The following is a 13,751-nucleotide window of genomic DNA, read 5'->3' on the forward strand; positions in this document are numbered from 1 at the left end:
TCGGATCAGGGCTCAGATATTGCTTGTTTCACAAACAGGGTATGGGAAGCGGTTGTAGTACAACCCGGATTCTTCATCCTCATATTGGTGGGGAAAATGTAGTCCGTATAAAAGTTGGAGTTATTCGCACTTCCTTCCCGGCCCATAGTTGCTGTTTTCCTCGCCAGACAATGGTGCCGTCTTCGTTTTGCTGCACCTGGATGCGTCCAACCGTACCCCTCACCGCATAATGCAGTTATCCTTTTTCATTGTGCGCCAGTGGCGTCAAACTCAGCGGTTCGTATATCCAGCGAATTGCATTTTCATCATACGGTTTGCCGTCAGAGCTGAACGTCATTTCGTTGGTCAGCTGGTCGCCATATCAGTGAAAATCCTTCCTCGGTTTGTTGTGGAGGGCGCAGCGTTTACAGATGTGCCGGTCAAACTGCTCCCAGCTTTCGATACCTGTGAGCGGGATAAAGGCATCTCCGCAGGTAATTTAATAGAGAGTAAACAACAAAACTAGGAACGTATTCCCAGTGTTTGATAAACTATTTTTTTACATAATAGAAATCAACATCATACTCGTTGTCACTTATGGAAATCACTCTGTCCGGTGATTGAAATAGTAGTGAAATATCATATGTTTTGTTTAGTCTAAATACGCTTGTTATAAATGAATAAAAATCATTTACACAGGCAGATATTACACTTTTGCCTTCAAAAACAAGACAGCAAGAAGTTTTTTCTATTTTTAATAGGGATGTCATAGTCCTAATTATTTCATTCATCTTTACTGGTTGTTCAAGGGAAATCTTGTGATTTCTATTGTCAATGGCATAGGCTGTTTTTAACTTTTCTCTATGCCATAAAAAATATCGTTGTCTAGCGGATATATAGAGAAAGAGTTGAGTCCTTCAAGATTAACAGCAAACTTTTTTGCTCTGAACAGAAGTAGTTTGTCTTCAATTTTATTTTTCATGATAAATATGGTGATTATCACAGGAGTTTTTTAAATGTTATTTTCTAATGCTAGAGAAACCAAAATCTACATAACCTTCAGAAGTAATAGAAAGGCACCACTTCGTCTTAGGGGCAAAAAAATAATGATGTTGCGGAACTTGGTATGTTAATAAAGCCAACGTATGATTAAACTGTTCTGCCGAAATTTTCAAAGCAAAATCTAAAGAGGAGTCATTTATATAAAGAATTTCTTCTGAGTCGCAGAATCGATAATGCCTGTTGATAAAAGCTATCACTAAAGAAGGCCAAAATCTTTTATCATTTGTAAGCTTCTGATATGAGTGGCTAATGGTCTTATCCCAATCAATCTTAGAACCAGCCCATTCAAACATATCCGATAAGTAATCGGCAATTGGTTCCCATTCATCAATTATTTCAGGTGGATTTGGAAGGTCGGCAATAAGCAATTTAATTTCATCATTAAGTGTCATTCTCCTCTCCTTGGTTTTGAAGGGTGGTTATATCTTTTTGATGTTTGGTTGTTGTTTTTTCAATTGCATCAAATTGGTAATGATCTCCCTTATCCTTGCCGCTAAAAACATTGATATGAGCTCCACTTCTATCGTCATATTCGATTCTAAAGCCAGTTTTCCCATCAGCAGTGGTCATACTTACAGCTTTACCTTTCGTGGCTCCAAATTTTCCAGTATTAACTCTTTCTGCTTTAAATCCTTTGGCTTCGAGCCATTTTAGGGCTTTATTCATTGCCTGCATCGAATGATGCACAACAAACCAACCCCAGCGGGTCAATCCACCCCAACGGATTATGCACATACCCGTAAGGATTTATCCCACCCGCCAACCCAATCGGGTCCGGACTTATATACTGCCCAGTCTCACAATCATAGTACCGTGTAATACAACCCGGATTCTTCATCCTCATACTGGCCCGGAAAACGCAGTCTGCATGAGACGTTAGCGTCATTTGCACTCTCTTACCGGCCCCACAGTTGCTGTTTTCCCCGCCACACAATGGTGCCGTCTTCGGCCAGCAGTTCCTGGATGCGCCCGACCGTATCCGTTACCGCATAGTGCAGATGGCCCTTGTTGTAGCGCGCCAGCGGCGTAAAGCTGCCTGGTTCGTATATCCAGCGAACGGCGTTTTCATCATCCGGTTTGCTGTCAGAGCCGACGGGAATTTCGTCGGTGAGCTGGTCGCCGTTCCAGTGAAAATCCATCCCCGGTTTGTTGTGGCTGGTGCAGCGTTTACTGATGCGCTGGCCGAACGGGTCGTATTTGTATTCCCAGCGTTCGCCATCTGGCGTTTCGATACCTGTCAGCTGGCTCCGGGCGTCCCAGCGGTAGCGCCAGAGAAGAGGGCGGTAGCCGCCTTTATCGACCAGTTTCTTCACCAGACGACCGTTCACATCGTATTTCCAGGTGGTGTTATGCGCGTTAACCACCCGGACAAATTTACCTTCCTCCGGTTTTCCGGTATCCGCCAGCAACTGGAAGCTGCACAAAAAATTCGCGATATTTTCTTCAGCAAACAGAACGGCTTAGGTGCGCAATTTGCGGTAGAGACCGTGTCATTATCTGGCAACAAACGCCGCAGCGTGCTGAATCTCGACGGCCAGTTAGTGGATTACAGCCAGGGGCGCAACTACACCGCGCATCTGGTGTGGCCGAACAATATGCGTGAAGGCAATGAAAGCAAACTGACACTTATCGGTACCAGCGGCAATTCCCCTCGCAGCATCAGCTTCAGCGGTCCGTGGGCTCAGTTCCGCCTGTTCGGGGCGGGGCAGCTAACAGGTGTGCAGGACGGTACGTTCAGCGTGCGTTTTACCGTGGACGGCGGGGCGATGGTTTATCGCGTACACACGGATACGGAAGACAATCCATACGCAGGTGGGTTGTTCAGTCAGTTCGAGCTACCGGACACGCTCTACTGAGGAGGCAGGGATGAAGAATGACGTACTCACACAGACCATCGTTACCGGCAGCGATCCTCGTGATCTGCCCGAGTTCAGCGCAATCCGGGAGGAAATTAATAAAGCTAATCATCCGTCACAGCCGGAGCTGAACTGGCGGCTGGTGGCGTCACTGGCATTGTCGATTTTCAAATCCAACGGTGTGGATTTGCATACGGCGACCTACTTCACCCTGGCGCGAACCCGCACTCAGGGTCTGGCAGGCTTTTGTGAGGGCGTGGAACTGCTGGCGGCGATGATTTGCCACGAGTGGGACAAATTCTGGCCGCAGGGCGGTACAGCACGTACCGAAATGCTCGACTGGCTGAATATTCGCACCGGCAATGTTCTGCGACAGCAAATGTCCTTCGCGCCAGCCGATCTGCCACTGCTGTATCGCGCGGAACGTCCGTTGCAGCTCATCTGCGACAAACTCCAGCAGGTGGAGCTTAAGCGTCAGCCACGCGTTGAGAATCTGCTCTATTTTGTGCAGAACACGCGTAAACGGCTGGAGCCGCAGTCTAAAAGCCTTGCCGAAACCCAGACGCAGAACACGGTCAGAACTTTGGTTTACGCGCCGGAGAGCATCTCGTCAGCTTCGACAGACGCGATGCCTCCGCTGCCTGAACTGCCGGAAATCACGGTGGCGGTGCGCAGTCCGGCAAAAAAAACGGGCTGCGCGATTAAAGGGTTTATTGCGGGTATCGCCTATAGCGCAGCTATCGTCGCTGCACTCTGGTGGTGGCAGTTTTATCCGTCGCAGCAGATCCTTTCGCAGGTTAAGGACAGCGGGCCAGGAGTCGCATCGTTATGGCTGGTTTCGCCCATGCTGGATAGCTATCAGCATCGCCTGCAACAACAGTCAGAGACCTCCGCACTGCAGCCGCTGGAAACAGGAATGCTGATGGCTCGCACTGCGAGTAGCCGCTGGCCGGGGAGTCAGCAGCAGCAAAAGGCTACCGCGTGGTGGACTGAGACGGTGAAAACACGCGCCAGTAGCAGCCCACAACTCCGGGGCTGGCTGCAGACGCGACAGGATTTACGCGCCTTTGCTGACCTGGTGATGAAACGCGAAAAGGAGGGGCTGACACTCTCCTACATTAAAAATGTGGTCTGGCAGGCAGAGCGAGGGCTAGGTGAGGAAACCCCTTTGGAATCCCTGCTGACGCAATATCAGGATGCCCAGACGCAGGGGCAGAATACGCAAGCGCTGGAAACAGAAATTAACGAGCGGCTGGAGGGCGTAGCAAGCCGCTGGCTATTGCTAAAAAATCATTCTCTGCCAGAAACGGCAGCCAACGAAACCAGTGCCGGGAAATAATCCGGACCCGAGGAACTTATTATGGCAAATCTTGTTTATCTAACTCTTAACGGTGAACTTCAGGGGCTGATCTCGGCTGGCTGTTCTTCGCTGGACTCCATTGGAAATAAGGCGCAATTACCAGCGGCGGCAAATGACGCCTGTTCTTCGCCAGTGGGGTGACTTCGCGCCCGCGGGATGCATCCGTTTCCATACCCGGCATCGATCAGCCGATGATAGGCATTGATAGATAGCGCCAACATGGCTGCGTGAACTTGAAAGGATCGGCCAGGATGGGGGTTCTGAACGCCAGAAAGCAAAAAACCAGCCCTAAGGCTGGTTTTTCTAAATAGTGGTGCCCGGACTCGGAATGAAACTACAGGTTCAATCGCCTTGATATTAAAGATTTTTTCTGTGTTTTTTAAATGAGAGGCCCCCTTTGAGGCCCCCATCTCAAATTTGATTCCTGTCTGCATATCATGCTACTAAACTCATCCCGTCATTAGCTTCCAGGATGGCTTTGCTCGATGTGCTGAATGACGGAATCGAAGCAGATGGAAAGTATAGTGATTTTTACCATTACAGACCAGGTTCTGGTTAAAGACTACTTTCTCCACTTAGTAAGGTTCTGACAGTGCCTTGCTTATATCACGCGAACCATGCATCACCCTTTCAATACGGACCTCTGTATCCAGTACCCTGAAAAGGACAAGATAGCGCCCGTAAGTACAACATCTTATACCTGGAGCCAGTTCTGGCCTTTCTCTGTAGTGTGACGGGGCTTCAGCGATCAACAGGCACTGTTGGTACAGCTCTTCGGTAAAGCTGATCGCCCGTAAAGGATTATCCTGTGCTATCCAGTCGCCAATCGATTCAAGGTCGTGCTCCGCCAGTGGCGATATACCCAGTTTCATTTTTTCTGGGTCCCTGATGCCATCATTTTGTATTTTCTGGTCAGACGACCGAAGACTTCTTCTGCATTATGACTCTCACCACTGTTAATGCCAGCGATTATTGCATGCTGAAGCGACTCAATCATCGTTTGTTGTTCTCTCTCTTCGAGAGCCCTAAGCCCTGCGCGGATCACCTCGCTGGTGTTGTTGTAACGTCCGCTTTGGATTTGTTCACGAATAAACTCTTCGAAATACGGAGTAAGGGCGACAGTTGTTGGCATGATTCAATCTCCTGCTTTTTGACTATCTGTTAATAATAGTTATTATCTTGCTCTGACTCAAGTGCACTTGCTGGTATTTAACGGTTATCTCATGTTTGGCTTTCCGGCAGCATGCCGGGATAGTGCCTTGCAATGATGTCGTTCAGCTTCTCTGTCAGATCCGGTCGTCTGAATACGATATGGGCCGTCCCCTTCTGAAAATACGTAATCACAAACATCTCATCTTCATAGCGGTTGCTGTGCCTGTTCTCATGGATATGATCGCCTAACCGACGGGTCACGTCGGCCCGGTTGTCGGGAACAGGCTTTCCATCAAGAATCATCAGCATACGCTCCAGATCTGCTAACCGATCGCGTTGCCAGCCCCAGTTGAGCCCGAATCCCCACCGGTCGTGTTTCACCAGTCCGTTCACGATGATCTTTTTGCCGAACTTACAGGGGTGATTCGACTTATAATCCCAGCTCAGACCCTTAAACACATTAATCACCCCGCGCTCAAACACCTCGCCTTTGCTCTGGTGCAATTGTTTAAACGTGCTGAGGATATTTTCTTCACAGATAGCGGGAATATCGTCCTTTTCCAGGCTGCTGTACCACTGGTCACGCGCCTGAGCGTCCATGAGCGCCAGCATACCTGAGCGTTGCATCAGGTCGCGCCAGAGGCTGCGATCGAGATTGCGGGTGATGGCTTTCATCGCTGATTCTGGCTTCTCCATCAGCCAGCAGTCGTAACGGTACTGGCGTACTGCCCACTCATTCGCTCTGCCGCCGCCGATACTGGCTGTCAGTGCTGAGATATCGTCGAGTTGCTGAATGAGCGCTTTAATCTGCGCCAGTGCAGCGTGACGCCCGGTGACAATGCGTTCGATGCTGGTGGAGCAAATCACACCGGTGTGCCCGGTTAATACTTCAGGTTCAGTGTGGATCATGTCTGACATTGTGTCTTCCTTATATATAAACAAAAACGCCAGCCGGTAAGGGCTGGCGCTTATGGCGTCTGTCACGTTCAGGCGCGGGCGCTCTGCAGAAGCCGGAGATGGCGCAGATCGCGTACGTCGTTTCGCGCCTGTTCGATCCAGGGTAAAAGCCTGGCGGAATCGGTGTTGTCCTCGCCATTGTCGAAGATGATCCCCGTACCGCAATCGATGTTGTCCTGCAGCCACTCAATCAGAATGTTGAGAGCGGCTTCGGTGGTTAACTGCTGCATGAAAGTATCCTGTGATAAGTGGGGGTTACCAGCCGAATGTGGCGAAGCCTGGCAGAACTTCTCCGGCAGCATCCAGATGAATGATGCCAGCAGCGTAACGGCGCATAAGCGTAACAACCAAACGACGAAAGGCTTTTGATAACCCCATTCTCTTGAGCTCCAGCACCGGGAATAAGCGAGCGTTGAGTCTGAGCAGGTAGCCGTAGCCGGTGTAAAGTACCCAGTCGCTGTTGCTGCCGTCGTGATGCTGAACAGAGGCCTGATCCAGAATCGTGTTATCTTCGGGAGTGATATGCGCTGTACTGCACTGGATGCCGTTAACGCGAGTAACAGATGGAAGCGGATCTTCAACAATCAGCTTGCCAGGGGCATCAGCAATACGAAGCGAGTAACCCTTATCAGAGACCACATTGATCAGGTCAGCCAGTTCAATACCGTCGATATCGACCACGATCCGGCCCATGTTGAGGGCCAGAATGTTGACGGTATCGGCTTCCACTGTGAGGGACAGTTTCATGAATGTTGCTCCTGAACTGCGTTACCCGCGATGAGATGAGTGATCCTTTTATACCCGTTGCGTTGCATCAAACCCGTTTCCCTTCTGGCCCGGAGAATATCAATTACCCCGATAAAAGGGGACTGATGCTGAATGGAGAAGCCGGGACGATCAATTCGTGCCAGTTCATATTTTTCAACATGAAAATTGAGCGCATCTGCCAGTGAAACCCCGGCGTCGATATGCTGCTGAATGACACCGTCGTTGCCAAACTGTGTGTCGTTAAGCGAAAGGCCGTAATGTCTTTCCAGCAGATACGTAAGAAGTTGCTGCCAGATTTCTACAGATGACAGGCGTGACGATGCCTCCCGGTTTCGGGATACAGGTAAAATCCGCATTAAAGTTATCTCTGTTAAATAAATGAAAGGAATGAATGGCGGAGGGATTTAACGTGGTACGTTACTGCCGGATGGCGTCAGGTGCGGCCTCCAGTGTGAACCAGTTAATGCCCTGTTCTGCGTCGTGATGGCTGGCAGCATGGCGTAATGCCGCTCTGGCCTCTTCTGTGGTAACAGCGTCATCCACATTGCGTACATCGTCTTCGAACCAGACCGAACACAGGACGAAGTCGTCGTACTGATGCTGTTGCAGCCGTTCAATGACCTCGCTGATTTTACAGGCGTGCGGCATGGCGATTAGCCTCCGGGTTGTGCTTCTGGTGGTGTTGGGTAAATCGCTATATAGATGTACCCGTGCGAACCGAGGGAGTCGGCCTCACAGGTCAGTCCTTTTGCATACAGCGTGACGCTGTGCTGATGACGGGGATTGAGCTCACCGCTGGTGAGCATCAGTTCCAGTTGCTTCAGCAGCAGTGGAAATGCCTGGTCCAGATGGCGTAAGTCGGCGTCGCTGAACGTCCCGGTAATACTGGCGCGGTCGGCCAGGTAATGCAGGCGATTGCCCTCCTGCGCCAGCCGTGCGCCCAGGCACGGGGTCACGCTGCGTTGCAGACCCCACCAGGGTTCGCTGATATCATGGGGGGCTGCCGGTGTTTGATTCGACAAAGTGGGTTCTCCTTAAAGTTAAGTTAATTCAGGGTAACGCTGCGCAATACGACATACGGCCCGTTGCGGTCCTGGCGGCGCTCCGCGAAGACCGCGAGCACGCCGCTAATATCCTGTACCTCCCGGCCTGCATAGTGGCAGACGCTGCCGCTCCATTTGTACTTTCCGCTACAGAAGTGAAACAGCCGGGACTGCGGGTGCTGGCGGTATATCGCCATCGCCTGGCGTTTGCTGATGATTTTCATCGTTGCCTTCTCCTTTGTTTCACAGCCAGCCACGTTCCGAAAACGAGACGATATCCATACCCCCCACCACCAGGTGGTCCAGCAGGTGGATATCAACCAGGTCCAGCGCCTGTTTCAGGCGTTCGGTGATTAACCTGTCGGCTTGACTTGGTTCAGCTTCCCCTGACGGGTGGTTATGGGCCAGCACGGCAGCGGCGGCATTATTTTTCAGTCCGGATTTAACGACCTCACGCTGATGGACGGTGATGCTGTTAATCGTCCCGATGAACAATGTGTCGTGGGCTATCAGACGGTGCTGATTGTCGAGCCACAGAACGGTGAAGGCTTCGCGGTCAAGCGTGGCAAGCTGCAGGCGTAGCCAGTCGCGTACTGAGCTGCTGGATGTAAATGCCACGCCAGGTTCGCGTAGCTGGCACGCCAGCAGGGTTAAGGCTTCCCTGATGGTTTGCTGGTCAGCAGGGGCTAATTCACGGGCAAACAGCGGTAACTGTTGTTCCATGGCGGCATACCTCAGTCGATGATGTGCATAATGGCGCTGCGTTCAGGGTGAGTCAGGGCGTAGTCCCGCAGGCGGTAATAGTGCGCGGTCATGGCCTCGCTGCCGGTACGGCAGGCGTGGTGGCTGTATGCCATGAGGCTGACGGCTATGCCTGCGGCTTCGGCGCTCATCTCTGCGTCGTTGCCGTTCATCGCGTTGAAGAGCGACCAGGGCTCATTGCGGTCATTATCAGATTCCGGGGCCATAAATGTCCCGCCGTTGCTCAGCGTGTAAAAATTCCAGATGCCGCCGCTGTAGTCTGCACAGAGGCGGTCCATCCAGGCGAAGACAGTCGGCTCAAGGATTATCCACTGCGGTATGCTGCCGAAGTGCTGTGGCCAGAAGCCCACGCGCTGCTCGTCCTGTACTAGAGTAGCGGTCAGCTCTGGTTCAGTACCGGCACCGGCAGGTTGTGACTGTGACGGGAGGGTATCGTTAAGGTTAATAATGTCGGTCATGGTAGTTTTTCCTTGTTTATTTATCGGGTTGGGGATGCTGGTTAAGCCGGAGTGACGGGCAGGACTGCGCATAGCCATCCTCATCACAGCGTGACGGCCAGTGCCCCTCCGGGAGGCTTAAGCTGCACAGGCTGAGTTCACCGGGTCGGTAAAGAAGGTGCGAGCACCAGGCGCACAGGTCGTCATCGGAGATGGAGCGGCAGCCTGTCCGGTGGGTCAGTGAAAGCGGAGATGGCGCAACCTGAATTACGCCATCGGGGATGTGCGGCATTACTTCAGGCTCTCCAGCAGGCTTTCCGCCATCACCCACAGCGCACGGTTTAACTTAACGTCGCCATCAATCCCGTTAACGGCACGGGTGTGGCTGCGTTTGCCCTTCGCGGTACGCCCGGGAAGGCCGCCTTTGAGCAGGTTCTCCTGCAGCCTCTGGTACGTTGTCCACAGGTCGTCCTGACGGTCTTCATACCTGCGGGGCGTCAGTATCTGCGCGGCGGTCACCGGCTGATGTTCTTCGCCAAAACGGTACGTCAGTGCGGCGTTCGCCAGCGCGTGTTGTGCAGGTGGGGGTAACAGCAGCGACTGCATAGCCTCTCGTTTCTCCTCCACCCGGTCAAAAATGCCGAGTACTTCGTAAGCGCCTTCAATCACTTTCCCGACGATATTGCCGCGGTGCGGAACTCTGATTTCGCCAAACGACTGGCCGCAGACCAGGCTGATTGGTGCACACGCTTCGGAAGATGCCCGGAAGTAACTGAAAACTGGACTCGCCACCGTGCGAATTAAGGATAATGATTTCAGGCACATGCTGACCGTTTATCTGACCGGTGCGACGCAGGCGGAGCAGGTGCTTTGTGTGCTCCCGGCGATTAGGGTCACGAACCCGTGACTGACAGGCAAAGAACGGCTGAAACCCTTCGCGCTGCAGGTTCTCCAGCAGGGTAATCGTCGGTATATAGCTGTAACGCTCAGAGCGCGACGCGTGCTTGTCTTCGCTGAAAACGCTGGGAACATGCTGCATCAGCTCTTCGCGGGTTAACGGACGGTCACGGCGTATCTGGTTAATGTGACCAAAACGGCTGGCTAAGCGCATCTGTGGGCTCCTTATTGCTGGCATGAGAGAGCGGGCCGTCCCCCGCAGAGGACGGTCCCGGTTTTAAAGCGTGAGGATATGACGGCCGGGCTTACGGCTGCCCGGGGGCCGGCGTGTGCAGGAAGGTGTCAAAGGCCAGGTGGCCGATGGTGCGGGTGGAGACCGCATCCACGGTGCCGCTGACCACCCCGCCCGCCAGCGGGAGCAGGCGCACCAGCTGGCCGCCGGTGCTCATCCCGGTGCGGGCGAGCATGAGCACCAGGGTTTTCTCCGCAACCCGGCAGGTCAGGACGGGCGTCCACTGCTCCGCCATCTTCATTATCATGTCCTGGAGCAGGGCTTTTGCGGCGTTGCCGCACAGGCAGAGCCCGCAGAGGGCGCGGATACGCTCGTCGGAGAGGCGGTGTCCGCCGAGGCAGGCGAGGGCGGCAACCAGCCGGGTCTGGATAAAGAGCACGCTGGTGATATTGAGGGGCAGGGTGAGCGGAAGGGCGGCCAGGCCGCCTGCGCCGGAGAGAAAGCCGCTGCTGCCGGCCTTGATGCTCTCCCAGCGAATCATGTTGCGGGCGGCAAGGGCTGCATCGCCGCCGGCGTCGTCAAGGTAGCGCTCAGCGAGGGTGGCGGCAGACTCAATGCCTGCGATGCCGCTGACTGCGCGGTCATAGAGCCAGCCCATAACGGCCTGCAGGCCTCGTGGCGTGTCGGGGGACGGTTCGCTGAGCACATCGTCGTGGCGGGTATCGTATTCGTCGGGTGGGGCGTCATGGTACATAAAACCTCCGGGTGTACGGATAAAAGAAAGCCGGCTCCGCTGTGACGCGGAACCGGCCGGTGGTGCCCTTCAGGGGCATAAGACGACGGCCCGGACATCCTGGCGGAGGTCCGGGCGGGTATTTTCTGCTTCTGACGGGGGAGGGTTGCGAAGAAGCCGTGCGCGTCAGCGACGGCGGAGGCGGGCTCAGGTCAGTGAGGCGTAAACCTGGTTCGTGGCCCCGACCATCTGGCTGATGTCGAACTCTTCCACGGCCTTTCGGCGGGCGCTGCGCTTCATTTCAGCTATATCACGGGCGTGCATGCGGCTTATGCACGTCAGTAACGCTGCCAGCGCACGCTCGTCTCCCGCCGGAACAATCCAGCCGTCGGTCCCTGCGGTGACGTTTTCAGGCAGCCCGCCAAAATCACTCACGATGACCGGCAGGCCGGCCGCCATCATTTCCCGGCAGGCAAAGCTGATTGTTTCAACCGCATCCGACAGCACAAATCCGATATCCGACTTCGCCAGCAGGGGGCGCGGGTCGGACAAAAATCCGGTAAAGGTTACCTCCACGGGCAGGCCGCCGCAGAGGCGTCGCAGCCTCTCGTCCGGGGGCGTGTGTCCCGCAATGGTGACGGAAAAGCGCGCCCTGACAGCGGGGGGCAGCAGGGCCAGCGCCCGGAGTAAATAGTGCCAGCCCTTGTAGGGGGCGGTGCCGGCAATGCTCACCAGCCTCAGCCTGTCAGATACAGGCGCGTCAGTCTCATCCGGTGGCTGCCACCACCGGGTATCAACGCCGTTCCTGATGACGTGAACCCCCGGGGCGCTGACGGGAAAACCCAGGGTCTGCGTGACGGAGTGGCTGACCAGAATCACGGCATCATTGGCCCTGAGGAAGCGCCAGCGTGATACCCGTCCGCTGACCGGAAAGGAGTTGTGTTTTGTCAGTACGGTGCGAAATTTTCGGGTGCAGAGCATTCTGGCATAGAGCGCCAGCCGGTTATCGGGTGAACCGTTGGTGTGCACGATGTCAATCTCGTACCCGTCAATGAGGCGACTCAGCGCCCTGACGTTGCGGATAACCGCCGGCAGCTCCTTCAGCTTTCCGGGAAAGCTAAGGGGAAACAGGTTGCTGAAGCGCTGCTGCTCCAGCGTCCGGTAAAGGGATGAGGTGGGCGGGCAGGCCACAAATACGTTGTGCGGGCTGCGGGCGACCAGGGAGGTGATATAGGTATCATGGCCGCCGCCAGACCCGCGATGAAAATTGGTATAAAGGATGTTCATTTTGCGTCCTGAAGGGGAGCCTCCGCTCCCGGCGGGTAACGTCCTGTCTCAAATGTGCGCAGTACGTCACTGATAAGCGGAAAATGCGGCAGGGCAGAAATAAAACGCTCGCCCGCCGTGAAATAGCAGATGTCCTCGCGACGGGTGAATCGCCGGCCGCTGAGGGTGACGCTGCTGATGCCCGTCAGGGCAAAGACGCGCAGGCTCCCCTGACGGCAGGCCACCAGATACCACTCCGTTCGGAAGTGGATAAGCCGGTAAGGCTCAAGCCCGTCGTGACGCCTGCCGTCCACCATAATGCCGATGCTCACCTGCTGGCTGATGGCCCTCACCAGACGGCTGAAGAACTCCGGCAGGGCCGCATGCGTGTTAAGCGGCGCGTGCCAGATTAGGCAGGGAGAGGCCGAGGACTCGTCTGAGAGGATATGCAGAAGCGAATTGTCTTTTGCCGGGATAATGTGCTCTATCCCCGTGTTGCGGATAAAGGACTGCGCGGCCGGTGAACGGTCGGGCTGCTGTTCGCCGCGCAGCCGGTAGCAGCCCCGGTCGGCAGTGATATCCAGATGGGCGAGGCGCTGGAGAAAATCCCGCTGCAGCGTGCGCTCAGACACGCCAAACTCCGCGGCGAGGGATTTAATGCTGAGTGATTCTCCGGCCATCAGGCGGCTGATAATGACCGACAGACGAACGGCAAGCCGATCGTGTCGGGGATCGGTTTCGTTAAACATGGTGTCTCCGTGACTGAATGGCTCCTTAACGCGCGCATTATGCCGGGTAGTCCCGTCAGGGTTTGTCGCTGAAGACCGGTGACCCGCATGGCGTCGGCGTGAGGTAATGCGCTGAAATATAGGGATGTAATCTGTAATGCCGGTGTACGTGGCGATAATCGCGACACGCACTGTCGGCTAATGGATGGGTGTGCTGAAAATCAGTGAAAAACGGAGAAATGTGTCGTTCGGGGAACTCCTGTGACAGCGATGCCGGAAGCGGTCCTTCCTGCTCTTCACATGAGTAATATGGGCGTGAGATTTTCTGGAATGGTGTTACGACCAGACGAATGCGTACCGTACCGGTCGCGACATATCAATACTGGCGCGCGGAGCGGAAGAAAAAGAGAGGGATTTTGCAGGCAACGTGCTGAAACGCAGACGTGTTCAGAGCGTTGTCGTTGAAGAGAACAACGTGACCCGCGTGCTTATTGTCAACATTGTTGTTCTGAGTCGGTG

The 13,751-nt window shown here is 54.1% G+C and carries 19 protein-coding genes and 3 pseudogenes; 3 read left to right on the forward strand and 19 right to left on the reverse strand.

Features of this window, described 5'->3' with window-relative positions:
• Nucleotides 1-998: 998 nt before the first annotated feature.
• The 4 genes from OVA10_RS25925 to OVA10_RS25940 are packed head-to-tail and all read right to left on the reverse strand — an operon-like array spanning nt 999 to nt 2,405.
• Nucleotides 999-1,433 carry a type IV secretion protein Rhs gene (locus OVA10_RS25925; RefSeq protein WP_268197253.1) on the reverse strand — a complete coding sequence of 145 codons (435 nt, stop codon included), beginning with the start codon at nt 1,431-1,433 and terminating at the stop codon, nt 999-1,001.
• A complete protein-coding gene (locus OVA10_RS25930; protein WP_123428493.1) occupies nt 1,423-1,716 on the reverse strand; it encodes a hypothetical protein in 294 nt (97 codons plus the stop codon). The genes OVA10_RS25925 and OVA10_RS25930 overlap by 11 nt, the downstream gene beginning before the upstream one ends.
• Nucleotides 1,700-1,927 (reverse strand): RHS repeat-associated core domain-containing protein, encoded by a 228-nt coding sequence (locus OVA10_RS25935; protein WP_321196223.1) that lies wholly within the window; start codon nt 1,925-1,927, stop codon nt 1,700-1,702. The genes OVA10_RS25930 and OVA10_RS25935 overlap by 17 nt, the downstream gene beginning before the upstream one ends.
• 10 nt (nt 1,928-1,937) lie before the next feature.
• Nucleotides 1,938-2,405 (reverse strand): RHS domain-containing protein, encoded by a 468-nt coding sequence (locus OVA10_RS25940; RefSeq protein WP_268197254.1) that lies wholly within the window; start codon nt 2,403-2,405, stop codon nt 1,938-1,940.
• A 42-nt stretch (nt 2,406-2,447) separates the two neighbouring features.
• On the opposite strand from OVA10_RS25940, the pseudogene OVA10_RS25945 reads away from it, so the two are divergent.
• The 3 genes and pseudogenes from OVA10_RS25945 to OVA10_RS25955 all read left to right on the forward strand — a co-directional run.
• Nucleotides 2,448-2,897: pseudogene (locus tag OVA10_RS25945) on the forward strand (type VI secretion IcmF C-terminal domain-containing protein); the annotation flags it as partial.
• A 10-nt stretch (nt 2,898-2,907) separates the two neighbouring features.
• Nucleotides 2,908-4,236, forward strand: coding sequence for a type VI secretion system ImpA family N-terminal domain-containing protein (locus tag OVA10_RS25950; protein WP_268197255.1), 1,329 nt, complete (start codon nt 2,908-2,910; stop codon nt 4,234-4,236).
• A 21-nt stretch (nt 4,237-4,257) separates the two neighbouring features.
• A pseudogene (locus tag OVA10_RS25955) lies at nt 4,258-4,356 on the forward strand (Hcp family type VI secretion system effector); the annotation flags it as partial.
• 476 nt (nt 4,357-4,832) lie between these two features.
• On the opposite strand, the gene OVA10_RS25960 reads toward OVA10_RS25955, so the two are convergent.
• The 15 genes and pseudogenes from OVA10_RS25960 to OVA10_RS26030 form a co-directional block, all read right to left on the reverse strand.
• Entirely contained in the window at nt 4,833-5,129 is a 297-nt protein-coding gene (locus OVA10_RS25960; protein WP_202666365.1) for a type II toxin-antitoxin system RelE/ParE family toxin, read from the reverse strand.
• Nucleotides 5,126-5,389, reverse strand: coding sequence for a type II toxin-antitoxin system ParD family antitoxin (locus OVA10_RS25965; RefSeq protein ID WP_174341547.1), 264 nt, complete (start codon nt 5,387-5,389; stop codon nt 5,126-5,128). Before OVA10_RS25965 ends, OVA10_RS25960 begins: the two co-directional genes overlap by 4 nt.
• Before the next feature lie 89 nt (nt 5,390-5,478).
• Complete coding sequence (locus OVA10_RS25970; RefSeq protein ID WP_268197256.1) at nt 5,479-6,327, reverse strand: DUF4942 domain-containing protein; 849 nt, start codon at nt 6,325-6,327, stop codon at nt 5,479-5,481.
• Nucleotides 6,328-6,395: 68 nt separating this feature from the next.
• Nucleotides 6,396-6,596, reverse strand: a complete 201-nt coding sequence (locus tag OVA10_RS25975) for a hypothetical protein (protein WP_202783717.1) — start codon at nt 6,594-6,596, stop codon at nt 6,396-6,398.
• 25 nt (nt 6,597-6,621) lie between these two features.
• Nucleotides 6,622-7,113, reverse strand: coding sequence for a DUF5983 family protein (locus OVA10_RS25980; protein WP_268197257.1), 492 nt, complete (start codon nt 7,111-7,113; stop codon nt 6,622-6,624).
• Nucleotides 7,110-7,490, reverse strand: coding sequence for a TA system toxin CbtA family protein (locus OVA10_RS25985; RefSeq protein ID WP_268197258.1), 381 nt, complete (start codon nt 7,488-7,490; stop codon nt 7,110-7,112). The genes OVA10_RS25980 and OVA10_RS25985 overlap by 4 nt, the downstream gene beginning before the upstream one ends.
• A gap of 61 nt (nt 7,491-7,551) precedes the next feature.
• Entirely contained in the window at nt 7,552-7,782 is a 231-nt protein-coding gene (locus OVA10_RS25990) for a hypothetical protein (RefSeq protein WP_202783714.1), read from the reverse strand.
• Nucleotides 7,783-7,787: 5 nt separating this feature from the next.
• Complete coding sequence (locus OVA10_RS25995; protein ID WP_233458490.1) at nt 7,788-8,156, reverse strand: type IV toxin-antitoxin system YeeU family antitoxin; 369 nt, start codon at nt 8,154-8,156, stop codon at nt 7,788-7,790.
• Between the two features lie 23 nt (nt 8,157-8,179).
• A complete protein-coding gene (locus OVA10_RS26000) occupies nt 8,180-8,401 on the reverse strand; it encodes a DUF987 domain-containing protein (protein WP_202783713.1) in 222 nt (73 codons plus the stop codon).
• A 19-nt stretch (nt 8,402-8,420) separates the two neighbouring features.
• A complete protein-coding gene (gene radC / locus OVA10_RS26005) occupies nt 8,421-8,900 on the reverse strand; it encodes a RadC family protein (RefSeq protein ID WP_268197259.1) in 480 nt (159 codons plus the stop codon).
• A gap of 11 nt (nt 8,901-8,911) precedes the next feature.
• Complete coding sequence (locus OVA10_RS26010; protein WP_202783711.1) at nt 8,912-9,397, reverse strand: antirestriction protein; 486 nt, start codon at nt 9,395-9,397, stop codon at nt 8,912-8,914.
• Nucleotides 9,398-9,667: 270 nt separating this feature from the next.
• Nucleotides 9,668-10,487 (reverse strand): annotated as a pseudogene (locus tag OVA10_RS26015) (DUF932 domain-containing protein).
• Nucleotides 10,488-10,578: 91 nt separating this feature from the next.
• Nucleotides 10,579-11,259: a hypothetical protein gene (locus OVA10_RS26020; RefSeq protein WP_268197260.1), complete on the reverse strand. Its 681-nt coding sequence runs from the start codon at nt 11,257-11,259 to the stop codon at nt 10,579-10,581.
• A 186-nt stretch (nt 11,260-11,445) separates the two neighbouring features.
• On the reverse strand, nt 11,446-12,525 hold the full coding sequence (locus tag OVA10_RS26025; protein WP_268197261.1) for a glycosyltransferase family 4 protein: 1,080 nt from the start codon (nt 12,523-12,525) through the stop codon (nt 11,446-11,448).
• Nucleotides 12,522-13,253, reverse strand: coding sequence for a helix-turn-helix transcriptional regulator (locus OVA10_RS26030; RefSeq protein WP_268197262.1), 732 nt, complete (start codon nt 13,251-13,253; stop codon nt 12,522-12,524). The genes OVA10_RS26025 and OVA10_RS26030 overlap by 4 nt, the downstream gene beginning before the upstream one ends.
• Nucleotides 13,254-13,751 lie beyond the last annotated feature (498 nt).

This window comes from Lelliottia sp. SL45, from assembly GCF_026672535.1.
GTDB lineage: Bacteria > Pseudomonadota > Gammaproteobacteria > Enterobacterales > Enterobacteriaceae > Enterobacter > Enterobacter nimipressuralis.